Raw genomic sequence first — 15,014 nt, 5'->3', positions numbered from 1 at the left:
CCGGTCAAGCCGGGACATGACAGAGTGCCCTCACACCTTCTTCGCTTCCACCGCCATCCGCACCGCGAGCCCGGCCAGCACGGTGCCCATCAGCCAGCGCTGCACCAGCATCCAGCTCGGCCGGTTCGCCAGGAACAGCGCGATCGATCCGGCCGCGAGCGCGATCATCGCGTTGACGCTGACGCTGATCGCGATCTGGATCGCGCCCAGCACCACCGACTGCGTCAGCACGCTGCCCGCTGTGGGATCGATGAATTGCGGCAGCAGCGCCAGATACAGCATCGCGATCTTCGGGTTGAGCAGGTTGGTGACGAACCCCATCGCGAACAATTTGCGCGGGCTGTCGACCGCGAGCTTCCTCACCTGGAACGGCGAGCGCCCGCCCGGCTTCACCGCCTGCCAGGCGAGCCAAAGCAAGTAGCCGGCGCCGGCAAAGCGCAGCGCGTCATAAGCAAACGGAATGGCGAGCAACAGCGCCGTGATGCCGAACGCCGCGCACAGCATGTAGAATACGAAGCCCAGCGCCACGCCTCCGAGCGAGACGATGCCGGCCGCGGGCCCCTGCGTGATCGATCGCGAGATCAGATAGATCATGTTCGGTCCGGGCGTGAGCACGAGGCCGAGGCAGACGAGGGCGAAGCCGAGCAGCGCGGAGGTGTGGGGCATGGGTGAACCGGTGCGGGAGATGCAAAGGTTCTAATATGCGCGGGATCGTGGAGCCATCGCGCAATTGCTCGGAGGACAATTCGGAGCCTCGTGTCCCGGACGCGGCGCAGCGTGAAACGGTGCGCCGCAGAGCCGGGATCCAGTTCGCGCGGCATGGGCCCCGGATCAGCAGCGCATCACGCCGCGAAGGGCGGCGCGCTGCGCAGCATCCGGGGAAAGCAGCATCAATGCGCCTCGTCCCAATTGTTCGCGGCGCGTGCGTCGACATGCAGCGGCACCGAGAGCAGCACGGCCGGGAACGGCGCGTCCTGCATCACCCTCTGCACGACGGGAAGCGTGGCCTCGACCTCGTCGTCCGGCACCTCGAAGATCAACTCGTCGTGCACCTGGAGCAGCATCTGTGCCGAGAGCTTCCTCTCGGCCAGCGCATCCTCGACGCGCGTCATGGCGCGGCGGATGATGTCGGCGGCGGTGCCCTGGAGCCGCGCGTTGATCGCGGCGCGCTCGTTGAACGCGCGCACCGAGGCGTTGGAAGCCTTGATGTCGGGGTAGTGGCACTTGCGGCCGAACAGCGTGGTGACGTAGCCGTGGTTGCGGCAGAAGTCGCGCGTCTCGTCCATATAGGCGCGGATGCCGGGGAAGCGTTCGAAATATTTCTTGATGTAGGCGGAGGCTTCCTCGCGCGCGATGCCGAGCTGGTTGGCGAGGCCGAACGCGGAGATGCCGTAGATGATGCCGAAATTGATCGCTTTCGCGCGGCGGCGGATCTCGCTCGGCATGCCCTTGATCGGAACGCCGAACATTTCCGATGCGGTCATGGCATGAATGTCGAGCCCGTCGCGGAAGGCCTGCTTCAGCACGGGAATGTCGGCGATCTCGGCGAGCAGTCGCAGCTCGATCTGTGAATAGTCGGCGGAGACCAGCTTGTGCCCGGGCGTGGCGATGAAGGCGCGGCGGATCTTGCGGCCGTCCTCGGTGCGCACCGGAATATTCTGCAGGTTCGGCTCGTTCGATGACAGGCGCCCGGTCGTGGTCGCAGCCAGCGCGTAGGTGGTGTGCACGCGGTGGGTCTGCGGGTTGACGTAGGTCGGCAGCGCGTCGGTGTAGGTCGATTTCAGCTTGGAGACCTGGCGCCACTCCAGAATCTTCTTCGGGAAGTCGTGGCCCTGCTCGGCGAGCTCGTCCAGCACCTGCGCGGTGGTCGACCACGCGCCGGTCTTGGTCTTGGTGCCGCCGGGCAATCCCATCTTGCCGAACAGGATGTCGCCGATCTGCTTGGGGCTGCCGACATTGACCGGCTCGCCCGCGATCTGCTGGATCTCGGCCTCGACGCGCGCCGCGGTCTGGGCGAAGTCGCCGGAGAGACGCGACAGCACCTGGCGGTCGATCGAGATCCCGCGCCGCTCCATGCGCGCAAGCACCGATACCAGCGGCCGCTCCAGCGTCTCGTAGACCGCACCCATGTGCTCGGAAACGAGACGCGGCTTCAGCACGCGCCAGACCCGCAAGGCGATGTCGACGCCTTCGGCCGATAGCGGTGCGGCCTTGTCGATCGGCACCTGGTCGAAGGTGATCTTGCCCTTGCCGCTGCCGAGCAGCTCGCTTTCCTTCAGCATGGCATGACCGAACCAGCGCTCCGACAGCTGCTCCAGCGCATGCGAGCCGCGGCCGGCATCGAGCACGTAGGAGATCAGGAGCGCATCGTCGATGTTGCGCAAGGTGATGCCGTGCTGCGCCAGCATCACGGCAGTGAACTTGAGGTCGAAGCCGATCTTGAGGATGCCCGCCGATTCCAGCACCGGCCGCAGCGCTTGCAGCGCGTCGTCATGCTTGACCTGGTCCGGCGCGAGGCCGGCATCGAACAGGCCGGCGCCACCGCCGGATTGCTTGTGCGCCAGCGGCACGTAGCAGGCTTCGTTCGGCGCCAGCGCCAGCGCGATGCCGCAGAGATCGGCCTGCATCGGATCGATCGAATTCGCTCTCGTCTCGATCGCGACATGGCCGGCATCATGGATGCGCGCGATGAAGGCGTCGAGCTCCTTCAGCGTTTTGATGGTCTGGTATTTGCCGCGATCGACCGGAAGCTTGCGCAGCGCCTCTTCGCGTGCGGCGGCGAGCGAGATCGGCGCCCCCTTCGGGCTCGCAGCCTTGTCCTCCTTGCCTGCCGACTTGTTGGGCTGGTTCGGCCGGGCTTGGGCCGGGGTTGCCGTGCCTGGCGTGGGCACGACGTCCGAGGGCGGCAGCGTCGTGAACACGCTGGCGCCGCTGGCATAGCCGGGATCGGCATCGACATTGGCAGGATCGATCTGCGCATATTCGGCGACGCGCCGCGTCAGCGTCGTGAATTCCATGGCCTTGAGGAAGGCGACCAGCTTGCGCGCGTCGGGCTCGTGGACGGCGAGGTCGTCCAGCGGCACGTCCAGCTCGACCTTGTCATCGAGCAGCACGAGCTGCCGCGAGATGCGCGCCTTCTCGGCGTTCTCGAGCAGCGCCTCGCGCCGCTTCGGCTGCTTGATCTCGCCCGCGCGGAACAGCAACTGGTCGAGATCGCCATATTCGGTGATCAGCTGCGCCGCGGTCTTGATGCCGATGCCGGGCACGCCTGGCACGTTGTCGGTGGAATCGCCCGCGAGCGCCTGCACCTCGACCACCTTGTTCGGCGGCACGCCGAACTTCTCGATCACCTCTGATATGCCGATGCGGCGGTCCTTCATGGTGTCGTACATGGTGACGCAATCGGTGACGAGCTGCATCAGGTCCTTGTCGGAGGACACGATGGTGGCGCTGGCGCCGCGCTCGCAGGCCTGTCGCACATAGGTCGCGATGAGATCGTCGGCCTCGAAGCCGGTCTGTTCCAGGCAGGGCAGGTCGAAGGCGCGCACCGCCTCGCGGATCAGCGCAAATTGCGGAATGAGATCGTCGGGGGCGGGTGGACGGTGCGCCTTGTAGTCCGGATAGATCTTGTTGCGGAAGGTGATCTCCGACTTGTCGAACACGATCGCCAGATGCGTCGGCCGGTTGTCCTCGGGCATCTCGCGGAGCAGCTTCCACAGCATGTTGCAGAAGCCGAGCACGGCGTTGACCTGGAGCCCGTCGGACTTGCGGTTCAGCGGCGGCAAAGCGTGATAGGCGCGGAAGATGTAGGAGGAACCGTCGACCAGGAAGACATGGTCGCCCTTGCCGGCCGCCTTCGCCGCGACCGGTTTGGCAGCAGGCTTGGCAACAGCGGGCTTGGCAGCAGCGGACTTGGTCTCGGCAGCTTTCGGCGCGGCCTTGGTGTCAGCTATGGCGGTGGTCTTCGGAGATGTCTTGGGCATGGCCGCAATGTATGAATTTTTGCGGGCTTTGACAGCCTTGGAAGGGGGATTTTTGCGCTGGTAGCGCGACTATCCCCCGCTGTCATTCCCCGCGAAAGCGGGGAATCCAGTACGCCGCGGCTTCTCGGTTCAATGACTGGCGTCTCGGCGTACTGGGTCGCCGGTCCCGTCTCCGCGAGGCTACGCCGGGCCCACAGCGGGGCTCGGCTAGCGAAGCTTTAGCAATACGGCAAGCCGGGCGACGACACCGAGGGTGCGGCTACTCGGCCGCCTGCAATCGCACACCCGTCTTCCTTGGCGCGATCCAGAACGCATCGGGCCGCTCGAACAGGAAGCGCGCATTAAGCCGCAATGCGCCTTGCCAGATCGCCAGCGCACCCAGCACGCCGGCGACGGTGACGAGCAGCGACACCGTGCCGATATCGGCAATGACACCCGTGCGCAGCAGCAGCGTCCGCGTCGCCGCCATCGGCAGGAAGAAGGCGAGATAGATCACGATCGAATGCTCGCCGCAGAAGCGGAAGAAATTGAGCCAGTGCGCCCGCGCGAGCAGCGTGCCCGCCGCGATGATAGCGCAGGCGCCGGCGAAGCCGAGCGCGAGCGAGACGATCGCCCACTCGCTGGCGCCCGATGCGACGAGGCCGGCATTGACCAGCGCCCAGCTGGCGAGCGCTGCAAGCGCCAGCGCCGGATGGTTGCGCGCGCGATCCGACAGGGCGAACACGTAAGGCGCGAACAAATAGCCCGAATAGAAATAGACGAAGCGTGCGCAGAACTCGTCGATAACGGTCCAGCCGGTCGTGATGCGCGCGGTCTCCAGCGCGGCGGCGACCAGCCAGAGCGCGAGCGGCGGGACCTTGCGTGTCAGTTTCGTGACGACGAAGAAGATCGGCAGCAGATAGATGAACCACAGCGTGCCGAACGGCTCGACGAAGGATTCGAGATACAACAGGCCAACCTGATGCCAGCCGGTTTCGGCCGCGAAGGCCGGCGCTTTGAAGCCGAATTGGATTGTCACCCAGACGACATAAAAATAGGCGAAATGCACCACCTTGCGGTCGAGATAGGTTCGCCAGTCCCGATCGATCACCAGAGACAGGAACAAGCCCGAAATCAGGAAGAAATCCGGCATCCGGAACGGCTTTGCGAAGGCCACGACGGCGTGCATGAAGCCGGTCTGCCCGGCGGCAAGCTCGACCCCCAGCACCGAATGCATCATCACGACCATGACGATGCAGATGCCCTTGGCGTAGTCGACCCAGTCGATACGCGCGGCCGAAGGCGCCTTGGAAGGGCTGGCCGCCGCGATTGTGCCTGATCGTGCCATGGTGTCCCTTTTCGAGGCGCGTTCCGCCCGTCCCTGTGTGGGTGTGGGGCAGTTTGGAGCCCAGTGGTTTCCGACTTCTTTACCGGTTCAAATCGCGGGCCGGTTTTTGCATGCGGACTGTTCCATGACCTCGGGAAAATGCTAAACCGCCCCCAATTGGGCTTCCGTTAACCAAGCTGGAACAGGATTTTTCATGCGAATTGCGATGATCGGCACGGGCTATGTGGGATTGGTGTCCGGCGCCTGCTTTGCGGATTTCGGCCACGACGTCACCTGCGTCGACAAGGACGAGAGGAAGATCGCGGCACTGCATCGCGGCGAGATCCCGATCTACGAGCCTGGCCTGGACGAGCTGGTCGCGAACAACGTGAAAGCCAAGCGGCTCGACTTCACCACCGACCTGAAGCAGCCGGTTGCTGATGCCGATGCCGTATTCATCGCGGTCGGCACGCCCTCGCGTCGTGGTGACGGTCATGCCGACCTGTCTTACGTCTACGCCGCCGCGAAAGAGATCGCGCAGTCGCTGCAGGGCTTCACCGTGGTGGTGACGAAATCGACCGTGCCGGTCGGCACCGGCGACGAGGTCGAGCGCATCATCCGCGAAGCCAATCCCAAGGCCGATGTGGTGGTCGCGTCCAATCCCGAATTCCTGCGCGAGGGCGCGGCGATCCGCGATTTCAAATTTCCCGACCGCATCGTGGTCGGCACCTCCGACGAGCGCGGCCGCAAGGTGATGGGCGACATCTACCGTCCGCTGTCGCTGAACCAGGCGCCGCTGATGTTCACCGCGCGCCGCACCGCCGAGATGATCAAATACGCGGCGAATGCGTTCCTGGCGACCAAGATCACCTTCATCAACGAGATCGCCGACCTGTCCGAGAAGGCCGGCGCCAACGTGCAGGAGGTCGCGCGCGGCATCGGCCTCGACAACCGCATCGGCACAAAATTCCTGCATGCCGGTCCCGGTTTCGGCGGCTCGTGCTTCCCGAAGGACACCAAGGCCTTGATCAAGATCGCGCAGGACTACGACGTCTCCTTGCGCATCGTCGAATCGGTGCTGGCGGTGAACGAGAACCGCAAGCGTGCGATGGCGCGCAAGGTGAGTCAGGCACTCGGCGGCAATTTGCGCGGCAAGACCATCGCGGTGCTCGGCCTCACCTTCAAGCCCGACACCGACGACATGCGCGATGCGCCGTCGATCCCGCTGGTGACCGGTCTGATCGACATGGGCGCGAAGGTGAAGGCGTTCGACCCCGTCGGCATGGAGCAGGCCAAGGGCGAATTGCCCGATATCACCTATTGCGAGGACGCCTATGTCTGCGCGCAAGGTGCCGACGCGCTCGTCATCGTCACCGAATGGGTGCAGTTCCGCGCGCTCGATCTCGACCGGCTGAAGGCGACCATGGCGCAGCCCGTCGTCGTCGACCTCCGCAACATCTACCGCCCCGAGGACATGGAAGCCGCCGGCTTCACCTATGAGAGCGTCGGGCGGCCGGCGGTGCAGGGCTGATAGCTGCACATTCTCGTTGAACGAAACCGCCATGGCCGGGCTTGTCCCGGCCATCCACGTCTTGTTCACTCTCGCTTGAAAGAACGTGGATGCCCGGCACAAGGCCGGGCATGACGACCGGATACTTCCTTGCCCCGCAGCTTCGACACGCCCCTCCCGATCGACGCCGTGCTCGACGATTTGTCGCGCACGCTGGAGGGCAATAACGCCGCCGTGCTGGTGGCGCCGCCGGGCGCCGGCAAGACCACACGCGTGCCGCTGGCCTTGCTCGATGCGCCCTGGGCTAAAGGCAAAAAGATCATCGTGCTGGAGCCGCGCCGCATCGCCGCGCGCGCCAGTGCCGACCGCATGGCCAAATCCCTCGGCGAGCGCGCCGGCGAAACCGTCGGCTACCGTGTCCGCTTCGGCTCGAAGATCTCGCGCGCCACACGCGTCGAGGTGGTGACCGAGGGCATCTTCACCCGCCAGATCCTCGACGATCCCGAACTCTCCGGCGTTGCCGCGGTCCTGTTCGACGAATTCCATGAACGCTCGCTCGACGCCGACATGGGCCTCGCGCTGGCGCGTGACGCGCAAACCGGCTTGCGCGAAGACCTGCGCATCCTGGTAATGTCGGCGACGCTCGACGGTGCGCGGGTGGCAAGGCTGCTCGGCGATGCCCCCGTCGTCGAAAGCGAGGGCCGTGCGTTTCCGGTCGAGACGCGCTATCTCGGCCGCAAGGCGGACGCGCCGATCGAACGGCAGATGGCGGATGCGATCGCATCCGCGCTGCGTGCCGACAGCGGCTCGGTGCTGGCGTTCCTGCCGGGTACCGCCGAGATCCGCCGCACGCAGAATTTCCTATCCGAGCGCGTGCAGGACGCATCCGTCGAGATCGTGCCGCTGTTCGGCGCGCTCGATGCCGCCGTGCAGGACCGCGCCATTGCGCCGGCGCCCAAGGGCACGCGCAAGGTGGTGCTGGCGACCTCGATCGCGGAAACCTCGCTCACCATCGAGGGGGTGCGCATCGTGGTCGACTCCGGTCTCGCCCGCGTTCCGCGCTACGAGCCCGATATCGGCCTGACTCGGCTCGAGACCGTGCGCGCCTCGCGCGCAGCGGTGGACCAGCGCCGCGGCCGCGCCGGCCGCACCGAGGCCGGTGTCTGCTACCGGCTCTGGGACGAGCCGCAGACCGCCTCGCTCGCGCCCTACACCCAGCCGGAAATCCTCAGCGCCGATCTCTCCTCGCTGGTGCTCGATCTCGCGCAATGGGGCGTCAGCGATCCCGCCGCATTGTCGTTTCTCGATCCGCCGCCGCAGCCGGCCTGGAAGGAGGCAAAGAGCCTGCTGACCGAGCTCAACGCGCTCGACAGCGATGGCCGCATCACCGTGGAAGGCAAGAGCCTGCGCGCGCTGGCGCTGCCGCCGCGGCTGGCGCGCATGATCGTGGATTCGCATCGCGCCGGCAGCGGCGAGGCCGCCGCCGAGATCGCGGCCATCATCACCGAGCGCGGCCTTGGCGGCGACAGCGTCGATCTCGAGCACCGCCGCGACCAGTTCCGTCGGGACCGCTCGCCGCGCGCGGCGAGCGCGCGCGATCTGGCCCGCCGCTGGGCCTCGCAGGTCGCGGCTGCGGAGAAGGTGGTGCAGCAGGAGGATCTCTCGACCGGCCTGATGCTCGCTTACGCGTTTCCGGACCGCGTCGCGCGCAATCGCGGCAATGGCAGCTTCGTGCTGGCCAACGGCCGCGGCGCGTCCGTCGAGCAGACTTCCTCGCTCGCCCGTGTGCCCTATGTCGCGATCGGTGAGATGACCGGGACGGCGGCGAGCGGACGCATCCTGCTCGCCGCGCACATCACCGAGGACGAGATCGAGCGGCATTTCGCCGAGCATATCGAGACCACCGACGAAGTCTCGTTCGATCGCGGCGCGATGGCGCTGCGGGCCCGGCGCAGGCGCGTGCTGCACGCGATCACGCTGTCCGAAGCGACGCTTGCCATGTCGCCCTCGGAGGACACCGCACGCATCTTTGCAGATGGCCTGATCGCCGCGGGCCTCGACCGGCTGCCCTGGTCGAAGGCCGCCAAGCAGTGGCGTGATCGCGTGATGTTCCTGCGCAAGGCCGAGGGCGACAGCTGGCCCGATTTGTCGGACGACGGCCTGATCGCACGGCGCGACGACTGGCTGGTGCCGACGCTCTACGACAAGGTCGCATTGAAGGACATCTCCGCCGGCGATCTGTCCGATGCGCTGATGGCGCTGTTGCCGTGGCAGATGCGCGCGCGGCTCGACCGCGAGGCGCCGACCCATTTCGAGGCGCCGACCGGAAGCGTGCTTGCGATCGACTACGAGGCCGAGCAGGGGCCGACCATCGCAGTGCGTCTGCAGGAATTGTTCGGCCTCAACACCCATCCCTCGATCGCCGCCGGCAAGGTGCCCTTGGTGCTGGAATTGCTGTCGCCGGCCCAGCGTCCGGTGCAGGTGACGCGCGATCTGCCAGGCTTCTGGCGCGGCAGCTACGCCGCCGTCCGCTCCGACCTGCGCGGCCGCTATCCGCGTCACCCCTGGCCCGACGATCCCGCGAGCGCAGTGCCGACCAGGCGGGCGAAGCCGCGCGGGACGTGAGAACTCGCAACCGGCATTAACCCTCCGCTCATCCTTTTCGTCAAAATGACAGGAGCTCGGCGTGCCTTCGCTCGCGGTCGGCCTTGTCGCGTGGTGAAATCGAGCTTTCGGCTCGGAAGTGGTGTGATGCGTAACATTATGATCATCGCGGCCGTCATGATCGGCCTCGGCACCTTCATGGCGCAGATGGCGGACAAGATGAGCTCGGCTTCCGCCACGTCAGTGCCGCGCACGACGGTCGCAGTCGCGGCCACCGTGCCGGCCGGCGGCCGCAGCCTGGCCATCTCCCGTGACGGCCGCGGTCATTTCCAGACCGAGGGCCGGATCGACGGCCAGCGCATCGGCTTCATGATCGATACCGGCGCGTCCGTCGTTGCACTCAACGAGACCTCGGCCGCCCGCTTCGGCCTGCGTCCTTCGCGCAGCGAGTACAACGCCACCGTCTCCACGGCCAACGGCACCATCAAGGCCGCGCGCACCCGCATTGCCATGCTCGATGTCGGCGGCCTCATCGTGCGCGACGTCGATGCCATGGTGCTGCCGGACGAAGCGCTGTCGGAGAATCTGCTCGGCCTCTCCTTCCTGTCCCGCCTGAAGCGTTTTGAGTACGCGAACGGGCAGATGGTGCTGGAGCAGTAGAGGCGCGTCGCGCCATCGCGCGGTTGTCAATTTCAAGAAGATATCCTTGCTCTGGCCGCCCTCGCGGTAACGTTTCTTCGTTACCAAACTGCCGCAATTATCGGCCATAAGCCTCCATTCCCGCCTTTCGCTGCGGTCCGGCATTCGCTAAGCCTGCAGCAAATCCCGCCCCCTTTTCACGAGACCGACTCAATGTTCCCGAAGCCGAAATCCGTATTGTTGCCCAACACCTACGCCTTCGAATCCGAGCCGATGGTGAAGCCGACGGGCTTTCGCGAATACGACGCGCGCTGGTTGTTCCAGAAGGAAATCAACCTGATGGGTGTGCAGGGGCTCGGCATGGGGCTGGGTGCGCTGATCGCCGAGCTCGGCGTCAAGCAGGAAATCGTCACCGGCCACGATTTCCGAGGCTATTCGGCCTCGATCAAATACGCGCTGATCTCCGGCCTGATGGCGGCGGGATGCAAGGTGCACGACATCGGCCTTGCGGTGACGCCGATGGCCTATTTCGCGCAGTTCGATCTCGACGTGCCCTGCGTCGCCATGGTCACGGCCTCGCACAACGACAATGGCTGGACCGGCGTGAAGATGGGCGCCAACCGCCCGCTGACCTTCGGCCCCGACGAGATGACGCGGCTGAAGGAGATCGTGCTCAATGCCGCGTTCAAGAACAAGGCGGGCGGCTCCTACCAGTTCCACGAGAATTATCCGGCGCGCTACATCGCCGATCTCACCTCCCGTCCGAAGCTGACGCGCAAGCTCAAGGTGGTCGCGGCCTGCGGCAACGGCACCGCCGGCGCGTTCGCGCCGCAGGTGCTGGAGGCGATCGGCTGCGAGGTGATCCCGCTCGACACCGAGCTCGACCACACCTTCCCGAAATACAATCCGAACCCGGAAGACATGGAGATGCTGCACGCGATCCGCGACGCAGTGCTGCATCACAAGGCCGATGTCGGCCTCGGTTTCGACGGCGACGGCGACCGCTGCGGCGTCGTCGACAATACGGGCGAGGAGATCTTTGCCGACAAGGTCGGCGTGATGCTGGCGCGCGACATGTCGGCGATCCACAAGGACGCCCAGTTCATCGTCGACGTGAAGTCGACCGGCCTGTTCGTCACCGATCCCGTGCTGCAGAAGCAGGGCGCCAAGACCGCCTATTGGAAGACCGGGCATTCCTACATGAAGCGGCGCACCAACGAGACGGGCGCGCTTGCGGGTTTCGAGAAGTCTGGCCATTTCTTCTTCAACAAGCCGTATGGGCGCGGCTATGACGACGGCCTGGTCTCGGCGATCGCGATCTGCGACATGCTCGACCGCGCGCCCGGAAAGTCGATGGCCGATTTGAAGAATGCGCTGCCGAAGACCTGGTCGTCGCCGACGATGTCGCCGCACTGCGCCGACGAGGTCAAATACGGCGTCATCGACAAGGTGGTGAAGCACTTCGAAGGTTTGCAAGCGAAGGGCGCCAAGATCGGCGACCAGGCGATCCGCGATCTCGTCACCGTCAACGGCGTGCGCGTCACGGTCGAGGACGGCAGCTGGGGCCTGGTGCGCGCCTCCTCCAACAAGCCCGAGCTCGTCGTCGTGGTCGAGAGCCCGGTCTCCGAGCAGCGCATGCACGACATGTTCGAGATGGTGAACAGCGTGCTGCGCACCCATCCCGAAGTCGGCGAGTACAACCAGAAGATTTGAGGGGCGTCAGGGAGACACAGCCCGCGCCACAATCTCGTTGTCATGCCCCGGCTTGACCTGGCTTGACCGGGGCATCCAGTACGCCGCGGCTTCTCGGCTCTATCACCGGCGTCTCTGGAATACTGGATCGCCCGGTCAAACCGGGCGATGACACCTTTCGTGTGGTGAAACCTAAGCCGCCACCACCGCCGGGATCGGCAGCGCGGTGACCGACTTGATCTTCTCCATCGCGAAGCGCGAGGTGACGTTCTTCAGCGGCACGGCGCTGATCAGCTTCTTGTAGAACACGTCATAGGCCTGCATGTCCGCGACCACCACGCGCAGCATGTAGTCGACGTCGCCGGCCATGCGATAGAACTCCATCACCTCCGGCATGGCGCTGACGGCTTCGGCGAACCGCTTCAGCCAGGCATCCGAATGGTCGGAGCTCTCGACCGACACGAACACGGAGATGCCGAGCCCGATCTTGTTCTGGTCGACGAGGGCGACGCGCTTGATGATCACGCCGTCGGCCTCCAGGCGCTGGATGCGCTTCCAGCAGGGGGTCGAGGACAGGCCGACCCGGTCGCCGATCTCGGCGACGGAGAGGGAGGCGTCTTCCTGGAGGACCATCAGGATCTTGCGGTCGATGGCGTCGAGGCGGCGGCTGGTCTCAGGGATCTGGACGGCGACATCAGTCATTTGAAGAACTTTGTTCCATTTCAGGGGCAGATTTCCCTGATATAGAGAAAATCATTCCACGGCAAGCCTATAATCTCGGCGTTACAGTGGAATCGCTCTACCGGCGATCGCGCAAAAGCTCTTCAACTTCAACGCGTTGCGGGGCGGCCGGACCGCCGCCATGGCGTGTGCATTTCAGCGCCGCGGCGGCCGCGGCGAATCGCATCGCCCCCCTTACGTCCTTACCCTCGGCGAGGCCGAGCGCGAACGCGCCATGGAAGACGTCGCCGGCGCCCAGCGTATCGACCGCCTGGACCGGGAAGGCCGGTGTCTCCTCCAGCGCGCCTGCCTCATTCAGCCAGATCGTGCCGCGCGGGCCCCTTGTGGCCGCCAGGAAGGCGGGCGTCAGCTCCGCCAGGCGCTTCAAGGCCGCGCCGTCGTCAGCGATGCCAGCCGTCTCCTGCAGCTCGGCGCTGGCGAACAGCAGATGCGAGGAGGCCGTGAGCAGATCGTCCTGCAACGCCATCGCGCGGTCGACGCCGACGATGACGGGAATGCCGCGCCGGCGTGCCTCGGCGCCAAGTGAGGTCGCGAATGCCGCGCAGCGGCTTTCGACGAGCACCGCCTGACAATCAGCGAGCAACGCGTCGGCCTCGGGCAGCTTCACGGTCCACAAGGCGGGATCGCGATAGATCGTGAGCGTCCGCTCGCCCGAGGGCTCGATCATGATCGCCGAGACCGGCGTGCTCAGGGCCGGCATGCGGACGATATGCGTGCTATCGATGCCCTCCTGCGCCATCTGCGCGAGAATGAAATAGCTGGAGGTCTCCCGCGCATCGCCCATCGGCCCCGCGAAGGCAACGCGGCCTCCGAGCCGCGCAATCGCGATCGCGGCATTGAGCGCGTTGCCGCCGCAGATCTCGGCGAGATGGCTGGCGTTCGCCTTGCTGCCACGTTCGGGCAGGGCCTCGACGCGCAGGATGAGGTCGCGCACCGGCATGCCGATGCAGAGGATGCGCGGCGCGATCCCGGCCATCGTCGGCCTCGGCTCAGGCGCTGGTCTTGTCGTGCACCCAACGGCCGAGCAGATGATGGGCGATCGCGAAGGGATGCGGACCGGCCAGCCCGTCGGGATGCGTTCGTGTCAGCATCAGGGCCGCCTCCTCGCGTGTGAACCAGCGCGCGTCCTCGAGCTCGGCGTGATCGACCACGATGTCCTCGCTCACGGCCCGCGCGCTGCAGCCGATCATCAGCGACGACGGATAGGGCCAGGGCTGGGTCATGTAATATTGCACGTCGGTGCAGCGAATGCCGGACTCTTCCAGGATCTCGCGGCGCACCGCGTCCTCGATGGTCTCGGCGGCCTCGACGAAGCCGGCGAGGCACGAATACATCCCCGGTGGAAACTGCTTCTGCCGGCCGAGCAGGCACTTGTCGCCGGAGGCGACCAGCATGATCACGACCGGGTCGGTGCGCGGAAAATGCTCGGCCTTGCAACTCGGACAGTCGCGCTTCCAGCCGCCTTCCTTCATCGCGGTACGCGTGCCGCAATTGGCGCAATAGCCGTGGCGCTGGTGCCAGCCCACCATCGACTTCGCCATCGCCACGGCCGAGAGCTCCTCGGGCGGGATCGCGCCCTGCATTGCCATGCCGCGCAGCTCGGTGACGGCGTAGTCGCCGCCGCCGACCAGCTTCTCCGCGGCCGCCTGCGACAGGCCCATGCCGAACACGGCCGCACCGTCGCGAAGCCCGAGGAACACCGTGCCGGGATTGGCACCGCATTTCAGCGCTTCGTCGATTCCGAGCAGCGCACGCACCTTGTCGCCCTCGCGCTTCACCAGCAGCGAGTCGCGATACACCACATAGGCGCGCGAAGACGGCTTCTGCTCCAGCACAAACAGCTTCTCGTCGTCGCGGCGCAGATGCGCGGCGCGGTCGAGGACGTTGGTGACGAAGGCCGGCTGCCCAAGCGGAAATGCGTCGAATGCTGACATTATTGTTCTTTCAACCCAACCAGATCTTGCGGCGAAGCGCGCTGATGAAATTCTGAACCTCCGCGGCGTCATGCGCCAATGGCGGCATCACGCCCCACACCGGCCGCGGCCAGGCCGCGTCACTGGTCCGGCGCGCGATGATGTGGACGTGCAGCTGCGGCACGAGGTTGCCGAGCGCGGCGATGTTGAGCTTGTCGCATTTGGTGATCTCCTTCAGCGCGCGCGAGACGCGGGAGATCTCCGTCATCAGCTGCGCCTGCTGCACCTCGTCGAGATCGATGATCTCGATCGCATCCACCCGCCGCGGCACCAGCAGCAGCCAGGGATAATGCGCGTCCTTGATGACCAGCACCTTCGACAGCGGCAGATCGCCGATATCGATGGTGTCCTCTTTCAGGCGGGAGTGCAGCGACCAGGCGGGTTCGGGCATATGCGTTTCCGGATGGCCCGATGGGGAACGGGCTTGTTGGGTGCGACCATACGATAGGGATTCCCGGAGGGGAAGGATGGCGCCCCGCTGTCACCGCATACGCGCTCGTCGTCCCGGACAAGCGAAGCGCAGATCCGGGACCCATAGCCACAGGGAGTAGCGTGGCGAAGACTCT

General features: G+C 65.8%; 11 protein-coding genes. 4 read left to right on the top strand and 7 right to left on the bottom strand.

Annotation, left to right across the window (positions count from 1 at the left end; translation table 11 throughout):
* Positions 1-30: 30 nt before the first annotated feature.
* The 3 genes from XI05_RS22275 to XI05_RS22265 form a co-directional block, all read right to left on the bottom strand.
* Positions 31-666: a LysE family translocator gene (locus tag XI05_RS22275; protein ID WP_271505597.1), complete on the bottom strand. Its 636-nt coding sequence runs from the start codon at positions 664-666 to the stop codon at positions 31-33.
* A gap of 224 nt (positions 667-890) precedes the next feature.
* A complete protein-coding gene (polA, locus tag XI05_RS22270; RefSeq protein ID WP_271505594.1) occupies positions 891-3,983 on the bottom strand; it encodes a DNA polymerase I in 3,093 nt (1,030 codons plus the stop codon).
* A 259-nt stretch (positions 3,984-4,242) separates the two neighbouring features.
* Complete coding sequence (locus tag XI05_RS22265; protein ID WP_271505588.1) at positions 4,243-5,310, bottom strand: acyltransferase family protein; 1,068 nt, start codon at positions 5,308-5,310, stop codon at positions 4,243-4,245.
* A gap of 193 nt (positions 5,311-5,503) precedes the next feature.
* On the opposite strand from XI05_RS22265, the gene XI05_RS22260 reads away from it, so the two are divergent.
* From XI05_RS22260 to XI05_RS22245, 4 genes are all read left to right on the top strand, one after another.
* Complete coding sequence (locus tag XI05_RS22260) at positions 5,504-6,820, top strand: UDP-glucose dehydrogenase family protein (protein ID WP_271505585.1); 1,317 nt, start codon at positions 5,504-5,506, stop codon at positions 6,818-6,820.
* A gap of 129 nt (positions 6,821-6,949) precedes the next feature.
* On the top strand, positions 6,950-9,424 hold the full coding sequence (gene hrpB / locus XI05_RS22255) for an ATP-dependent helicase HrpB (RefSeq protein ID WP_271505583.1): 2,475 nt from the start codon (positions 6,950-6,952) through the stop codon (positions 9,422-9,424).
* Positions 9,425-9,550: 126 nt separating this feature from the next.
* Positions 9,551-10,063, top strand: a complete 513-nt coding sequence (locus XI05_RS22250) for a TIGR02281 family clan AA aspartic protease (RefSeq protein ID WP_271505581.1) — start codon at positions 9,551-9,553, stop codon at positions 10,061-10,063.
* 192 nt (positions 10,064-10,255) lie between these two features.
* Positions 10,256-11,755: a phosphomannomutase/phosphoglucomutase gene (locus XI05_RS22245; protein ID WP_271505579.1), complete on the top strand. Its 1,500-nt coding sequence runs from the start codon at positions 10,256-10,258 to the stop codon at positions 11,753-11,755.
* Between the two features lie 171 nt (positions 11,756-11,926).
* On the opposite strand, the gene XI05_RS22240 is transcribed toward XI05_RS22245, so the two are convergent.
* The 4 genes from XI05_RS22240 to XI05_RS22225 form a co-directional block, all read right to left on the bottom strand.
* The gene (locus XI05_RS22240; RefSeq protein WP_025032510.1) at positions 11,927-12,436 is read right to left on the bottom strand and encodes an Lrp/AsnC family transcriptional regulator; all 510 of its coding nucleotides are present in this window, start codon (positions 12,434-12,436) and stop codon (positions 11,927-11,929) included.
* Positions 12,437-12,533: 97 nt separating this feature from the next.
* Positions 12,534-13,451 (bottom strand): sugar kinase, encoded by a 918-nt coding sequence (locus tag XI05_RS22235; RefSeq protein ID WP_271505577.1) that lies wholly within the window; start codon positions 13,449-13,451, stop codon positions 12,534-12,536.
* A gap of 13 nt (positions 13,452-13,464) precedes the next feature.
* On the bottom strand, positions 13,465-14,409 hold the full coding sequence (gene nudC / locus XI05_RS22230) for an NAD(+) diphosphatase (RefSeq protein ID WP_271505575.1): 945 nt from the start codon (positions 14,407-14,409) through the stop codon (positions 13,465-13,467).
* 10 nt (positions 14,410-14,419) lie between these two features.
* Entirely contained in the window at positions 14,420-14,839 is a 420-nt protein-coding gene (locus XI05_RS22225) for an HIT domain-containing protein (protein ID WP_183246139.1), read from the bottom strand.
* Positions 14,840-15,014 lie beyond the last annotated feature (175 nt).

It is taken from the genome of Bradyrhizobium sp. CCBAU 11357 (assembly GCF_028128865.1).
Classification (GTDB): domain Bacteria; phylum Pseudomonadota; class Alphaproteobacteria; order Rhizobiales; family Xanthobacteraceae; genus Bradyrhizobium.
Note: the sequence above shows the minus strand (reverse complement) of the source record. Positions and strands in the feature narration are given on the sequence as shown.